Below are 15,003 nucleotides of genomic sequence, written 5' to 3'. Positions count from 1 at the left end.
CATATTTTCGTGGTTAAACAAGAAGGGATGCCAACAAGCCAATAGGATTTTGAGTCTCTTGCTAATCGTCCTTTCTTTTAGGGTGGGCAAATCTGTTTTTCTAGAGTTTACCGAGGACTTAGATATCAAGTTCATTTTTACAGGCTTGGCAACCCTAATGGCCATAGGCCCTCTTTTTTACTTGTACACACGCTCGTTACTTGACAAGTCTTTCCAAATCAAAAAAGCTCATTTGCTGCACTTTATCCCTACCTTTGTAGGGCTGCTCTTTGGCATTTGGATACCAGATTCCGCCTTCAATACCTTCCCCAAGGTCTTCTTCCTCCTTTTGTTCATCACCTACTACTTGCATTACCTTGTGTACTTGCTCATCAGCTATTCACAGATTTCCAAAGGAAAGAAGGAAGGGATAAGTAGCAATACCTATGCGCTGCTTCGCCTACTATTTGTGGGTTTGCTGGCAATATGGCTTGTGTATGTGCTGAACCTTTTTGACGAGTTTATTCCCTACATTGTAGGACCAGTTCTTTATACCTTAATTGCCTACCTAATCAGTTTCATTGTGATCCATAAAGGATACTTGGATGACAGTACTAAGTACAAGACCACCCCTGTCACCGACGATAAGCTTGATAGCACCTACCAACAAGTGCTACACCTAGTGGTAGATGAAAGCCAATTCAAAGATGCCGATATCACACTCAAATCACTAAGCGCAAAGTTGAATATAAGCCCACAGGTGCTTTCCATGGTGGTCAATAAAAAGAGCAACAAAAACTTCAATGCCTTCATCAACCACTACAGGGTGGCTGAGGCTATCAAAATGTTCCGGCAAGAGCAGTTTGATAATTATACAATTACCGCCATCGCTTATGAAGTCGGGTTCAACAGCATTTCCAGTTTTAACACCGCCTTCAAGAAAAATACAGGAAAAACCCCTTTAGTCTTCCGAAAAGAGCTTTTGAAATGATCTTTTAGTCTGACGAAATGATCATTTTGGAAGATTTTAATCGCCAATACAAGTTGGTTTGCAGTATCACTTAAGACTCAAGCAAGTCAAGTATCAGCAAACTTAAAACAACAGTATGTCTAAAAAAAGAGCGATCATCAAATGGTCATTGATTGTAATTCTCAGCCTAATTGTATGTGTAGTTTCATTTGGGTTTTGGTTCGTAAGCCTGCTTCCTTCAAATGCAGGAAGCTCAAACCTAAATGATACCCGACCCACCGACCTCCCCTACCTCAGCCAGCAAGACACTGTTTCTAGGGGAAATATCCTTGTAGTAGTAACAAGTTGCAGCACCATGGGCGATAACGGGAAGCCAACTGGCTACGAACTCACAGAACTGTCCCGTGCCTATTATGTATTCCAAGCCAATGGCTTTGAAGTAACTATAGCCAGCCCGCTTGGAGGGAAGCCCCCAGTCATTATCGATAAAGACGACATGGGAAAGTTTGACTATGCATTTTTGAACGATACCACAGCCCAACGAAAGGTCAGTAATAGCATAGCTATAGAAAAAGTCAATCCCGAGGAGTTCCGAGCTGTCTATTTTGCGGGTGGAAAAGGAGCTATGTTCGACTTTCCAGAAAACACCACTATCCAGTCCCTTGTGAGCGAATATTACCAAACTGGAAAAGTAGTTGGGGCAGTGTGCCATGGACCTGCCGCCTTGGTAAATGCTACCCTTTCCGATGGTCGCCCGCTGCTGACCAACAAAACAGTAAGCAGCTTTACCAACACCGAAGAACTGTTCCTGATCCCTGATGCTGAAACCATATTCCCCTTTCTGTTACAAGATAAATTGGAAGAAAAAGGAGCGCAGTTCAGCGATGGGCACATGTACTTGAAAAATGTCTGTAAAGATGGAAATTTAGTCACTGGGCAAAATCCTTGGTCTACTTGGGCTGTAGCAGAGCTTATGGTGCAGCAACTTGGTTATACCCCCGCCAAACGAGTGATAACTCCCGAGGAAAACACCATTGAGCTCTTAACTTCCTATCAGAACCAAGGATACGGAGCAGCCAAAGCAAAAGCGCTAGAGCTATTGGGAAAAGAACCAAAATCGGTAGATAGAATGCTACTAGCCATGCACAGCATAGTTGCCGCAATGCAGTTTGACCTTGGAAAATTCGTTGACCTGCTCCGCTTGCTAGCAGCTATTAAGAACCAGTTGGGGGAATAAAAAAAACAGCAAGAAGTAATATCCCATTGACGCATCATCGATAGTTTATCTATCGGCGGTGTGTCTTTTCCTTTATATCAAACCACCTCTTCTTTCATCAGCCCCAACACTTCTTTGGCTTGTGCCAAATGCCTTTGCTCGTGGGCTACAATGATATCGAAAGCCGCTTCAAGTTTATAAACGATGTTTTGGTTTGCAGGGGAACATAAAACTGCGCCTTTTGCTACCAACCCAGCCGATGCTTCTATTTCTCTTTTTAGCAACTCTTGGTGTGCTGCAAACCGAGCTAATACATCGGTAGGCAATTGGCTGTTAGCCGGTTCCCAAATGGCAAATGTCTTAATCTTCTTCTTTCGGTCTGGCTTGGAAGCATTGAGGATAAACTTTCCTAAATAAGAAACTAAAAATCCGAATTTAGCTATAAACGGAAGCTTGTACCTTCCTGCCCTCAGCTCGGAAAGTGCGGAAAAATAGCTTTGGTTGATGACGATAAGGTGATCAATATTTTGGGCGATGCTCCAAGTATCGGGGCTGGGTTTCCAGTTAAGCTCTTCACCTGATAATGCACTAAAACTCTGTTGGAACTCTTGAGTTGTATTATCTAGTTGACTTGTCCAGTTTTTCATAGAGGTTATTCGTTTCAAATTGAAATACAGGGCAAAGCTATACTTTACAAGCCATTTGATTCTTGGTATAAACCAAGATTTCAGATGTGTAGGCTATTCACCAGTTTGCTAAAGTTGGTGGGATCTATCCGCAAGTAGGACGCAAGGTCTTTTTGCGAAACCATGTTCAGCAAATGAGGGCTGCGCTTCACAAATGCTTTGAACCGTGATTCTATATCGAACGCCATCAGTTCATAATACCGCTCCAGTATTCCCACTAAAAAAAGCTCCGTCGCTTTTCGGAACAAGGTTTCTATTTCGCGGTGTTCTTCCATCAGTTGTACATGTTTTTCATAAGGAATGCGAAGGAATCTGCTATTGGTAATAGTCTCCAAATAGTACTTAGATGGGCTTTGGGTCAATACCGATTCGGGAATTCCGCTAAACGAAGGGGGATAAGTAAAGGCAATGACATGTTGCTTGTCCCCATTGAGATAATAAGACTTTTGAATCCCCTCCAGCACATAATACCAATATCGCTCCGTTTCACCTGGTGCGGTCATCACCGTCTTTTTGGGCACAGTATATCCCGACCAATGGGAAATATATTCGTCCATCACCCGGTCATTTACTTTGTGTATTTGGGAAAAGAATTGTTTCATCTGCTACACATCTAAGTTTTAGGGCAATTTAAAATTAAGCAGACAAAATTTCTTAAAATAGTCCAATAATTAGTATCTTAATAGCCATGTACTACTTCATTTCCAGTATTTATTAGGTAGACCCTTCCTGTAAAATACGTCGCTTTGCACTATAACAAAGCTATCTAAATCTAGTTAACATTTTATGCAAGCCAAAAATAACCAAAGCATAAAAAACTTGAGCTTTCAAAAAATCATCGGTGAAATTGATGATTATGCGATCTTATTGCTCAATACAGAGGGGATAATAGAAAACTGGAACTCAGGAGCAGAAAAAATAAAAGGCTACACTGCTGACGAAATAATAGGAAAAAGTTTTACTAACTTTTATTCTAAAAAAGACCAAGAGGATCAAAAACCTCAAAAGCTTTTAGAAAAAGCCTTCACCCAAGGCAAAGCATCCGATGAAGGATGGAGAGTAAGAAAAAATGGGTCTTCTTTTTGGGCAAGTACAACTATTACAGCCGTTCATGATGATGACGGTAAGGTCGTCGGCTTCACCAAAGTTACAAGAGACCTTACCCTATTTAAAGCTGAAGAACACCTTACCAAGGTAAATAACAGGTTCAAGGTAGCTACAGAAGCAGCCAGAATAGGCATCTGGGATTGGGATATTATAACGAATAAGATTATTTGGGATGATATCATGTTTGAAATTTACCAAGTGAACAAGGCTTCATTTACCGGATCTTTTTCAGATTGGGAAGCAAGAGCACACCCAGAAGATTTGGAAAGAATCAAGCAAGAAATAATGTTCGCAATTGAGAACAAAAAAGTATATAATACAGAATTTAGAATAATATGTCCGGACAAATCCATTAGGTATATCAAAGCGAGTGGAGGAGTGCAGTTTGACCTGGAAGGCAACCCCATCAGGATGGTAGGATCAAACTGGGACATAAGCCCTCAAAAGTATGCAGAAATACAAACTACTGCCAGTAAAGAAAAATATAAGGCGTTAATTGACAACTCCCCAAATGCTTGTTTTTTAAGTACGTTAGAAGGAAACTTTCTCGATGCCAACCCTGTAGCATGTGACATGTTTGGTTACACCCAAGAGGAATTCAAATCACTTCAGTTGATCCAAATAGTAGATACTGGAGACCAACGGGTATCAAAATATATTAGACAGCTCAAAAGAGAAGGCAGGGTTAAAGGAGATATTATTGGTATTAGAAAAAACAACCACCGGTTTCTCTTAGAAGTAGCAGCCGTTTTGTACAAAGACACTATTTCTGGCAAAGAAAGGGTCAACCTCGTGATGACTGATATTTCTGACCGGAAAAAAATAGATCGGCTGTTTAATGATACCAACCAATTGGCAAGGGTTGGAGGTTGGGAAATAGACATGCTCAACAATACAATCTATTGGTCCGAAGTCACTAAGGAAATTCATGAGGTCGCAGTTGATTTTGAACCTAGTCTTGAAACTGCCATCAACTTTTACAAGGTAGGTAAGAGTCGTGAATTAATCTCCAACGCTGTGAATGAGTGTGTGACGAATGCTACGCCATTTGATCTAGAATTACAGATAATAACTGCCAATGGAAAAGAAAAATGGGTCCGGGCAATGGGAAAAGCGGAATTTATAGATGGAAAAGTCATCCGAATTTTTGGTGCCTTTCAAGATATTGACGAAAAAAGGCTAATCATTCAACAGCTTGAAAAAAGCAAACAAGAATACCAATCACTTTTCAGTCAAAACCCCGATGCAGTATATGCACTTGATAGAGAAGGCCATCTCCTTTCTTTCAACGAAAAACTTTCTGCCCTTTCCGAAACGCCTGCTGAGAAGTTGAAAACCATGACCTTCACCTCCTTCTGCGCACCTGAAGATTTAGACCGGGTAATGGGTCATTTTGACGAAGTGTGGGAAGGAAAACCTCAAAACTATGAGCTTGGCATCATCACCAGTAAGGGCAACAAACTAGCTCTGAATATGACGAACATGCCGATCGTGGTTGATGGTAATATTATTGGGGTGTATAGCATAGCCAAAGATATTACAGAGCTAAAAACAGCAGATTTCGAGTTAAAACAAAGCCGGGAAAACCTCCAAAAAATAATGGACCATTCACTCGATATTATTTGTACTATAAACAAAGAAGGCGAATTTGTCCAAGTAAGTGCTGCTTCCAAACAAATCCTAGGGTATACTCCCGAAGAGCTGATAGGAATTCCGTTCATCAACCTTGTATACAAAGAAGATCAAGCCATTACAGAGAAAGAGGCAAAGAATATTATAGCAGGAACAGCTACCACTAATTTTGAAAATAGATACGTAAGAAAGGACGGAAAACTTGTACCTATTATCTGGTCGGTGATTTGGGATAACAACGATGAGCTATTTTATAGTATAGCTAAAGATGCTTCAGCAACCAAGAAAGCTGAAAGCCTTTTAATGGAAAGTGAGAAAAAGGTAAAAGACCTTGCCAGAAATGTTCCTGGTGTAGTTTTCCAAATGTGTGTGGAAAAGGATGGCAATACTTATTTTACACACGTTAGCGATAAAATGGAAGAAATTTTCGGGTTTTCCTCCAGCATTACACCCCAAGAGTGGTCTGCTCAAATACCTGAAGGTGAAAGAGAAGATTTTTATAGTTCTACAGCAAAAACAATAGCTGATTTGAGCGACTGGGATTATGAGGGAAGGATAATTTGCGGAAATGGTAACATTAAGTGGTTTCAAGGGAAATCTGTTCCGCTGAAAGTCGATGATAACATCATTTTAAATGGAATAATGCTCGATATTACCAAACGAAAAAAAGTAGAATTAGAAAGAGAACATCTCATTCAGGAATTGTCCAAGAACAATACTGAACTGAAGCAATTTTCCTACATAACTTCCCACAACTTACGAGCACCAATCACCAACCTTATAGGCATCCATAATTTACTAGATACAACTAAAATAGAGGATAAGAAAACGCAAATGCTAATAGATGGACTTAGCTCCTCTACCAAGCAACTGAACGAGACATTAAATGACTTGATCAACATTCTCATCATTAAAGAAAACACCAACCTAGACCCTGAAAGTGTAGGTGTGGCAGCAAGTTTAAAAAGGGTAACCAGTTCTATTTCTTCTTTCATAGAACAGTCTGAAACAGAAATAAATACCGATTTTGAAGAAATCGACAAAGTTCAATTCAACAAAGAATACTTAGATAGTATTCTACTTAACCTAATCACCAATTCCATAAAATATGCCCATCCCGAAAGGCAACCTAAAATTGTTATTAGAACAAGGAAAAAAGCTGGAAAAGTACAGCTCACCGTCCAAGACAACGGACTGGGTTTAAATATGGAAAAAGTCAAAGGCAAAATTTTTGGATTGTACCAACGCTTCCACAACCACGCAAACAGCAAGGGAATTGGCTTGTACCTTGTTCATTCTCAAGTAACTTCATTAGGCGGGACTATAGAAGTTGCCAGTGAAGAAAATATTGGGTCAACATTCATTATTACTTTTAAATAACCAAGATATATGATTCCGAACGTAATGTGCATTGAAGACGACCCAACTACGTTGATGTTGTCCAAATTTATTTTTACAACTGAAGACTTTTGTAAAACCTTTATTGAGATAGGAAATGGGAAAATTGCCTACGACTATTTTGAAGAATACAGTACCCAGCCCGGCACCGACAAAGTGGTCCCCAACCTGATTTTCTTAGACCTGAATATGCCCGTGATGGGAGGATGGGAGTTTATCGAGGAAATGGAATCAAAATACCCAGAGCTGCTCAGCCAATTGAAGATCATTGTCCTTTCCTCTAGCGTGGATCCAAGTGATCAGGAGTTGTCTCAGGAAAACCGCTATGTATTAGATTTTTTTGACAAACCACTAACCAAAGAACTCCTCAACCAGCTCAAAAAATCAGACCTTTTTAAAGAATATTTCCCCTAAACAAACAAAAAAGCAAGGTTAAAACGAGCTGGATCTCTCCTCATCTTTATCCAAGAGCAAATCATAATACCTAAAAACTTTCCTCGCATTCTCAAGCTTCTTCACACTATGGATATTAAGCTTTTTCATAAAAGTCCTTACTTCCTGCTCCTTATCTTCCATAGCCTCAAAAAGCACTTTTCTTTTTATATTCTGTAGTTCCCCAGTCTCATTTTCAAAGATAAACAGTAAATAATCTCCTTTGTACACATCAGAATTAGTATAGCCGTCATTTATAGTTTGCATAATGAAAATACTTTCCCTGCCCAGCAAAGAGTACTTCTTTCCTTCGTGGAGGATTTCAAAGAAGAAATTATTGTAAATATCATTATAGGTAAAAGGAAAAGTATAATAGCGCCTCTTAGTTTGTTTCTCATAATCGTAGAAAGCAAAGCCATCCACTTGGTTTGCCGTGTACATCTTGGTTTTCTCACCGTCCTGCACTTTCAATATTCCCTCTACCACCAATGGGTTATATGAGAATAAACCTTTCACCTGTGTCCCGTCGTTTAGCCAAATTGTTCCTTTGCGCCAATTATCCAGCCTTTTATTTATTTTAGCTGCGTTAGGATGGGTGTCAATATAAGAATATTGCCCTACTGCATATTGAGTACAAAGTCCGAGTAATAGAAATAGCAAAAAATATTTCATTAAAAATGGTAGTTTTTGAAGTTTTTTGTTGAAATTCTGTTCGCCACAAAACTATAAAAACAAAGTGTAAATCGTTTTCGATAAAGTAAAAATGATAGATTGGATTGGCTATATTAACATATCACTTCTCCTATCCAACAAATACACCGCAAGTAACACTATCTCGCACTACATATAAGTTCCTGAAAAGCAAGGAGGGTTTTTCCGTAAATTACTAGTAAAACAAGTGTTACTCAGCTAAAACTCTCGAAAATGAAAACCTTATCCACTTACCTATTTTTTTTATGTATTGCCACTGCTTCTTTTGCTCAAGAAGATAAACCCATAAAAGATTCTCTCTATTCGGAAGCCCTTGAAGAGAAAAGGCATTTTGAAATCATTTTACCCGAAAAGTACGACCCAAACACTGCCGACAAATACGATGTGATCTATGTCACCGACGGAGGTGGCAACAAAGATCTGATGCAAGCATGTATGCAGTTTATGCAACAAGAAAGGAAAGCTCCACCCGTCATTATGGTCATTGTTTTTAATGTAGATAGGAACAGAGATTTCCTCCCTTCGCATAACAAAAACGTACCTACTTCGGGAGGAGCTTCGAAGTTCCTAAAGTTCTTCAAAACAGAACTCATGCCCCACATCGACAAGAACTATGCGACCAGCAAAATGGATATTTTATACGGACATTCCTTTGGTGGTGTCTTTTCCATGACCGCCCTTATGGAAGAGCCCGACTTGTTCGATGCCTACATTGCCGTTGACCCAAGCTTTTGGTGGGATGAGCAGTTGCTAGTCCGTACCGCAGCCGAAAAACTGGATGCTGAAAAAACAAAAGGGAAAATCCTTTTTTACACAGGAAGAGAAGGACAAGGCTATATTGGAATGGGCTTGAACACGATGGATTCGATACTACAAAAACTGGACAACGAGTTGGACTGGAAAAGCGTAGCCTACCCCAACGAAACCCACGGTTCGGTTCGATACAAAAGCATTTACGATGCCATGCAATACATTTACGAAGGCTTCGGCACATCTGTCGTTAGCATGCACCCCATGGGCGGCATTATGCTGAAAGACCAACCTATTATGGTATTTTGTACTACAGAGCACCCAAATATTCGCTTCACAACCGATGGTAGCGAACCCACTGCCGACTCACCTAAGTTAGAAAAACGCATGTTAGTATTAGAACAGCCCACAGTCCTCAAAACAAGGGCATTTAGCAAAAGAGGAGGTGGGACAACAACAACCAATGAATACAAACTGGGAGAAGCGATGCCCACGGTCAATAAACCCAAAAAAGCGACAAAAGGCAGCCTAAATTATACCTACTACGAAGGGAAATGGGATTCCCTACCCGACTTCAGCCAGCTCAAAAAAGCAGATAAAGGTGTGATGGAAAATAGCTTTGACTTCTCCATCCTACCCAAAAAGGAAAATTATGCCTGTGTTTTTGAAGGATACCTCCACATAGAAGAAGAAGGGTATTATGCCTTTGGAATAACTTCTGACGACGGGTCGAAAATGTACCTAAACGAGGAGATGATCATCAACAACGATGGCCTGCACGCCATGGAAGAACCTGTATCGTATATCCTCCCTCTCAAAGAAGGCTTTTATCCTATAAAAATTGAGTTCTTCCAGCAAGGCGGCGGACAAGGCATAGAAATTTTCTACCTCAAACCCAATACGCAAGAACCCCTCCCCCTCTCTTTTGACCTGCTCTACAGCAAAAAAACGAAAGTGGGGAAATAGCCAAACTGATTATTGAAAGAGACTTGATTGATTAACGCCGTTATTCTATAATAACGGCGTTAATTTTTTTTTAGAAAACCCTATTCAATCCCCTAATTTATCTCAGCAATCAGCTTGCCTGTGAAAGACTTGAGCGTGCTTGCCATATTTTTGAAGTTGAAGGCAAGGTCGAGATCGAGCGGCTTTTTGAGCAGCAGAATTTTGAAGCCCATATTTACTTGCCCTCCATTCATCACATTGAGCTGGCCTTCGAAATGAGCTTCTTTGATATCTATTAAGCCCCCCAAACCAAATTCAACTACAAAATCGGCTACGGAAGCCAAACCACCTACGGTTGCTTTTGCCGCTTCCAATACACCAATAGCAGTTTGCAACGCTACGGTTGCCGTGCCCTTGGCGGTGAACAAGCCTGCTATCCGCACGTCGGCATCAATTGGAAATGCATCGATCGTTGCCTTCAACGCTTTGAGGGTTTGCTTGGCTACTTCTAACGTGCCACTTGCCGTACCCTTTGCGGTAAACAAACCTGCTATCCGCACATCAGCATCAATTGGGAACACGTCGATAGTCGCTTTTATCCCTCGGAGGGATTGCTTGGCAACTTCCAATGCCCCGTTTGCCGTTTCCTTCGCCGTAAACAAGCCTGCAATCCGTACATCTGCATCTATCGGGAAGGTCTTTGCCGCCAATTCTATCCCTCTCACTATCTGCTTGGCTGCTTCCAACACGCCGTAGGCAGTTCCTTTGGCAGCTTCCATTCCACCAATCTTGGTATAAAGAGCAGTGATTTCAGCTCCTTTGGCTGCTGCATAGGCGGCGTACTCTGCCCAGCGGTAACTCTTCTTGTACCAAGGAGACTTATCATACCACTTTTTCTTGGACTTTATGTGCGAGTTTAAGGTGCTGATCCGTCTGTGCGAACTGTTTATTTCACTTTGGATACTGTTGACGCTGTTTTGCGCTTCGCTTACTTTCTTTCTTGCATCGCTCAAGCGCTTGGTATCTCTGGCTCGTTCAGCTCTGATCGTCTTCCGCATTTTGTCAATTTCCCCTTGTAGCTTATTCACCTTGCTTTGTGCCGATGCCACTGCTTTTTCCGCATCTTTTACACGCTTAGCATCTCTATTTCGCTCAGATTGGATCGTTTTCCGCATTTTATCAATCTCCTTCTGAAGCCCGTTTACCTTATTTTGAGCTGCTGTAACCGCATTTTCGGCATCCTTCACTCGCTTGGCATCCCTAGCTCGTTCCGCTTTTATCACTTCACGCATATTTTTGATGTCAGTATCTATCTTATCGACTTCCTTCTGCACCTTTGCCACATCTTTTTGCGCTGCTTCAATGTCTTTGGTGGCTTCGGAAGCAGCATCTTGGATGGCTTTTTGGGCATTTTCCCTCAAATAGGAGATGAGGTCGTTCTTCATTTGGGCTTTTATATAGAAATCCCCACCTTCTTTCAAATTCCCACCGCTCACCGTAAGGGAAGCCACAAAGAGATCAAATATTTTCCCTTCTACAAAGAACAAAAACCCCTTGTCGGAAATACTCACCAAGGTCTGCGCTTGTATTCCCATAATATTCACCAAACCAGCGATAACGATACCTGGGCTGCCCCCAACTCTCAGGTCAACTTCCAGCGTAGGTCCTGGCAAATTTCCCGCTCCGGCAAGCTCGAACACCGAACCGATTTTGATAGGGTCCATCGAAGCTTTAATGGCGAAACCTTCGCTGTAGCTCAACAAGAAGAAAAAGGAAGCATCAAACTCACCTATCGATAATTTTCCTTCAAACCTAAAACCTTGTTCGTAGAACAGCTCGCCGATGGTAGTTGGCTGAGGGACTACATAGACCGCTACGTCTTCTAGCCCTGCATCAAGCACCGTATTGCGGATATCGGCAGGGATTTGGTTATACACTTTCTTTTCGCAGAAAGTCTGGATAACGTCGTTGAGGTACAAGCGGTTGAAGGAAGCGGCAATCATGCTATTGCCCGGGTTGGCCGTATCGGCTTTCACCGCCGCGCTTCCCGAAAGTTCGTTGATAGCGATACTTCCCGCAATGCCCACTATGGGCGCTGCCACGGCTGGAGGTGGCACTATCCCGATACCGACTTCGAGGGCTACATTGCCTACAGAAAGCCCTTTCACCCCAAAAGGCTCGTCCCAAAAACCTAGCATGGTAGCGGCAAACCCTGCGCTCCGGTCTATCGGCCTGATGAACATCGTACCTACAAAAGCAAGCTCGCTTTTGTCTATTTTTGCCAATACGCTTCCGCTAATCCCCAACTCAAAATTGGAAGGAACAGGACGTAAGAAGAATTTCATATCGCCCATAGCTACGTTATCACTGATCTTGAAACTTCCGCCCATGGCTGCTGCCAATTTTATATTCGCAGGGTTTCGGTCGATGCTGGTGCTCACCGTAAGCGAGCTAACGTTCATCAGGTCTTTCACTCCTAAGTCGCTCATATCGAGCGCAGCAAAGAAGGTAAGTCCTTTGTTGATGGAAATATCATCGGGGATTTGGATGACCGTAAGCGGAACATCCTTGTCGGGAGCAGAGCTGAGCACCAGTGCGGTATTTTCCAAACTGAGCTTATCGAGCGGCTTGAGGCTGCTTTCCAATTTGGAGAATTTCCAACTAGCTGGCGGGGCAAAAGCGGCAATAAACACCCATTTGCCCTGTAAGTTTTTCGTTACAATCAGCTCGGTAGAACCCAAAAGTGACGTTCCTGAAAAGGACATCGTTTTTTGCTGAGGAGCAACCCTGAGTTTCATCTTTTTCAAGGCAACATTCGCCACACTGCTAGGAACAGAAATACCCATCATGGCTTCCGTTCCACACAAATCTTGAACTACAGGAGAAAGACTGATCTCTGGGATTTGCGTAGTGAAAACAAAATCACCGGGGAAATCATAGACAAGGTCGAAGCTCACTGCGCCTATACTGGCTTCTCCGCTTAGCGTGCCCGTAGTTTTGAACTTTCCTCCAGCAATTGCTTTTCGCTCTAGGCTAAGTTGCAAATCTTCTATCAAGAAGCCTGCAACCCCCAATGGAACTTCCCAATCTTCGGTAGCGCTTGCCGAAAAGACCACTTCTTTGGTAGAAGGCGTCACGGTCATTTCCACCGTATCAAACACTACGTCGGGTACTTCGGGCGGGAAGTCGATATCCCCAAGCAGAGCATCTATTATGCCCGTTAGGTTTACATTGGTAGCACTGGCGCTTATCTGCATCTTTTTATCCAATTCCGCAGCTACTGTAAGGGTAGATCCAAACATGGTCGCCCCTCCCGAAAACTTCATTTTTACACCGCCAGTTTCTTTCTGAACGTAGAAGTTCAAGCGCCCAATTGCCAGCTCGTCGTCACCAAAAGGGATCTGCCAAACTGCCTCGTCTTCTTCGCCCATCACAGCCGACTGGATGGCACCGGCAAAAGAAAATTCTTTGGATTTGAAATTGAAAAACATATCCAAATTGACCACGGAAAGGTTTTTCAGGAAATCGGGGACAGGAAATACGCTGCCATAAATTTTTTCAAATTTGGTAAACAAACCTCCTACCGAAATAAGGTCTTCTTCTTCGGTCTGAGCAGAAACCGCCCATCCATTTTCGTTGGAAATGGCTACCGAAGCACTCACCCCTGCTATTTCCATTTCCATTTCCCCTAACATCTCCATGTTCATTTCTTCCCCATCGTATTCCAAGTCGAAAGTAAGAGCATTTAGCACAAAATCTTGGTCGATGGTGAAATCCGCCAAATCGGCTTGGATCAAGAAAATGCCCGAAATGGAGGCTCGCATATCGAAGTCTTCCACTCGCATTTTAGGTGCGCCTTTTGGCAAACCAAATTTCTTGGCAATGGTGGGCAAATCCAACACATCTTCTTCATCCAACTGAATAAGCGCCGTCAGTTCGTTCATTCTTGGGGTCAGCACCAAATCGACTGAAGCCCCTAAGTCCACATCTCCTATGCTAAATATTCCTTCCAAAAAATGGGTAGATTCCATTTCACCGTCTTCCCATTCTATATCTATCGCAAACTCCACTTGGCTGATCTCTACCATATCGGGGATGAGGGCAAATGAAGCTTCTTCTTTGGTAGCCAACACCGCTTGGGCGTAGATCAACTGCTTGGTATCCAAATCAATTCCAAGGGAAACTTCCGCAACTTGAATGGAATTTAATACTGCGGTAAATTGAGCGGGTAAATGCTGGGTAATACTTTCCCCTCCAAAATAGCGATCTAGGTCATTTGGAGTTGGTAAAGGAAGCCTGCCTTCCGACATAAACTCCAACGTATTTGACAAAGCTGAGGGCAAAACTCCTGTAAATACCGCCTCACCATCTGCCCACTGGAGCGATGCGCTGATGCTCAAGCCATCAACCAGCCCCTCGGAACTAGGATCGAAAACAATCACTGCTTGTAGCGATACTTCCATTCCTTCAAATGGCCCTACCAAATCGGTTTGGATATCGGGCAATGCTAGTTCAATGGAAACTGCGGGCAAGGAATTGGGCAAGAGTTCTATAGAACCAATGGCTTTTATTCCCGTTCCCAACAACCATTTTACAGGGGTTAAAATCCCCTTGCTTTCATCCATTCCCCCTACCCAGTTTATCCCTTTTTCCAGTTCTATCTCCAACTCAGGTTCTAATATGTTACCTGTAGAAAGAAGTAAAAAGGAAGAAGGTTCATCGCTGCCAGAGTTCAAGCCTAGCTCAGCCAAAAAGGTTTGGGACAAGCCCGGAACAAGATCAACAAAAGACCACGTAGCCGAGAGGGAAAGCCGGATTACGATTACTGGATCTGTTTCTGCTTCGTAAACTGTGACCGAAACGGTTGTAGTTTTTTCGGTTGGGAAAAGCAAGGCAGGAACCACGCCCACAAGTTCGAGTCCTGCTGCCGTAAAAGTGATTTTTCCTGAGTCCTCGGAAGGAGCTTGGGCTACTCCGGTAAATTCAAGTTGGGGGCTTCCCACCATGGCCTGGAGCAAAGTCCCCACAGTACCTAATTGGGAAGTTTTTAACACAAGGGAACTGGTAGCAGGACTGTACATCCCTTGCAAATCGGATATGAAACTCATAAGATTAAGTCTTTTTAAGAATGAGGTAAATAAGAATAAAAAAGTGCTTCTATTGCGGTAGAAGCGAGG

At 42.4% G+C, this 15,003-nt stretch carries 9 protein-coding genes; 5 read left to right on the top strand and 4 right to left on the bottom strand.

Translation table 11 applies throughout. The features are described 5' to 3' along the window. Positions 1-49: 49 nt before the first annotated feature. Both R9C00_07165 and R9C00_07160 read left to right on the top strand, forming a co-directional pair. Entirely contained in the window at positions 50-970 is a 921-nt protein-coding gene (locus R9C00_07165; GenBank protein ID WPO37224.1) for a helix-turn-helix domain-containing protein, read from the top strand. A gap of 115 nt (positions 971-1,085) precedes the next feature. Further along, positions 1,086-2,186 carry a type 1 glutamine amidotransferase domain-containing protein gene (locus R9C00_07160; protein WPO37223.1) on the top strand — a complete coding sequence of 367 codons (1,101 nt, stop codon included), beginning with the start codon at positions 1,086-1,088 and terminating at the stop codon, positions 2,184-2,186. A gap of 77 nt (positions 2,187-2,263) precedes the next feature. Here R9C00_07160 and R9C00_07155 read toward each other — a convergent pair whose 3' ends face one another. Continuing rightward, positions 2,264-2,812 (bottom strand): DinB family protein, encoded by a 549-nt coding sequence (locus tag R9C00_07155; protein WPO37222.1) that lies wholly within the window; start codon positions 2,810-2,812, stop codon positions 2,264-2,266. An 80-nt stretch (positions 2,813-2,892) separates the two neighbouring features. Then, positions 2,893-3,453 carry a cyclic nucleotide-binding domain-containing protein gene (locus R9C00_07150; protein WPO37221.1) on the bottom strand — a complete coding sequence of 187 codons (561 nt, stop codon included), beginning with the start codon at positions 3,451-3,453 and terminating at the stop codon, positions 2,893-2,895. A 217-nt stretch (positions 3,454-3,670) separates the two neighbouring features. Here R9C00_07150 and R9C00_07145 point away from each other — a divergent pair, with 217 nt between their 5' ends. Together R9C00_07145 and R9C00_07140 are read left to right on the top strand one after the other, a co-directional pair. After that, the gene (locus tag R9C00_07145; GenBank protein WPO37220.1) at positions 3,671-6,970 is read left to right on the top strand and encodes a PAS domain S-box protein; all 3,300 of its coding nucleotides are present in this window, start codon (positions 3,671-3,673) and stop codon (positions 6,968-6,970) included. Between the two features lie 9 nt (positions 6,971-6,979). Next, positions 6,980-7,402 carry a response regulator gene (locus tag R9C00_07140; GenBank protein WPO37219.1) on the top strand — a complete coding sequence of 141 codons (423 nt, stop codon included), beginning with the start codon at positions 6,980-6,982 and terminating at the stop codon, positions 7,400-7,402. Positions 7,403-7,420: 18 nt separating this feature from the next. Here the strand turns inward: R9C00_07140 and R9C00_07135 are convergent, their stop codons facing one another. After that, on the bottom strand, positions 7,421-8,092 hold the full coding sequence (locus tag R9C00_07135; protein ID WPO37218.1) for a hypothetical protein: 672 nt from the start codon (positions 8,090-8,092) through the stop codon (positions 7,421-7,423). Between the two features lie 252 nt (positions 8,093-8,344). Here R9C00_07135 and R9C00_07130 point away from each other — a divergent pair, with 252 nt between their 5' ends. Further along, entirely contained in the window at positions 8,345-9,847 is a 1,503-nt protein-coding gene (locus R9C00_07130) for an alpha/beta hydrolase-fold protein (protein ID WPO37217.1), read from the top strand. A gap of 92 nt (positions 9,848-9,939) precedes the next feature. On the opposite strand, the gene R9C00_07125 is transcribed toward R9C00_07130, so the two are convergent. Beyond that, on the bottom strand, positions 9,940-14,934 hold the full coding sequence (locus tag R9C00_07125; protein WPO37216.1) for a hypothetical protein: 4,995 nt from the start codon (positions 14,932-14,934) through the stop codon (positions 9,940-9,942). Positions 14,935-15,003 lie beyond the last annotated feature (69 nt).

It is taken from the genome of Flammeovirgaceae bacterium SG7u.111 (genome assembly GCA_034044135.1).
Classification (GTDB): Bacteria; Bacteroidota; Bacteroidia; order Cytophagales; family Flammeovirgaceae.
The sequence above is the reverse complement of the archived record's forward strand: the minus strand, read 5'-3'. Positions and strand labels throughout refer to the sequence as shown.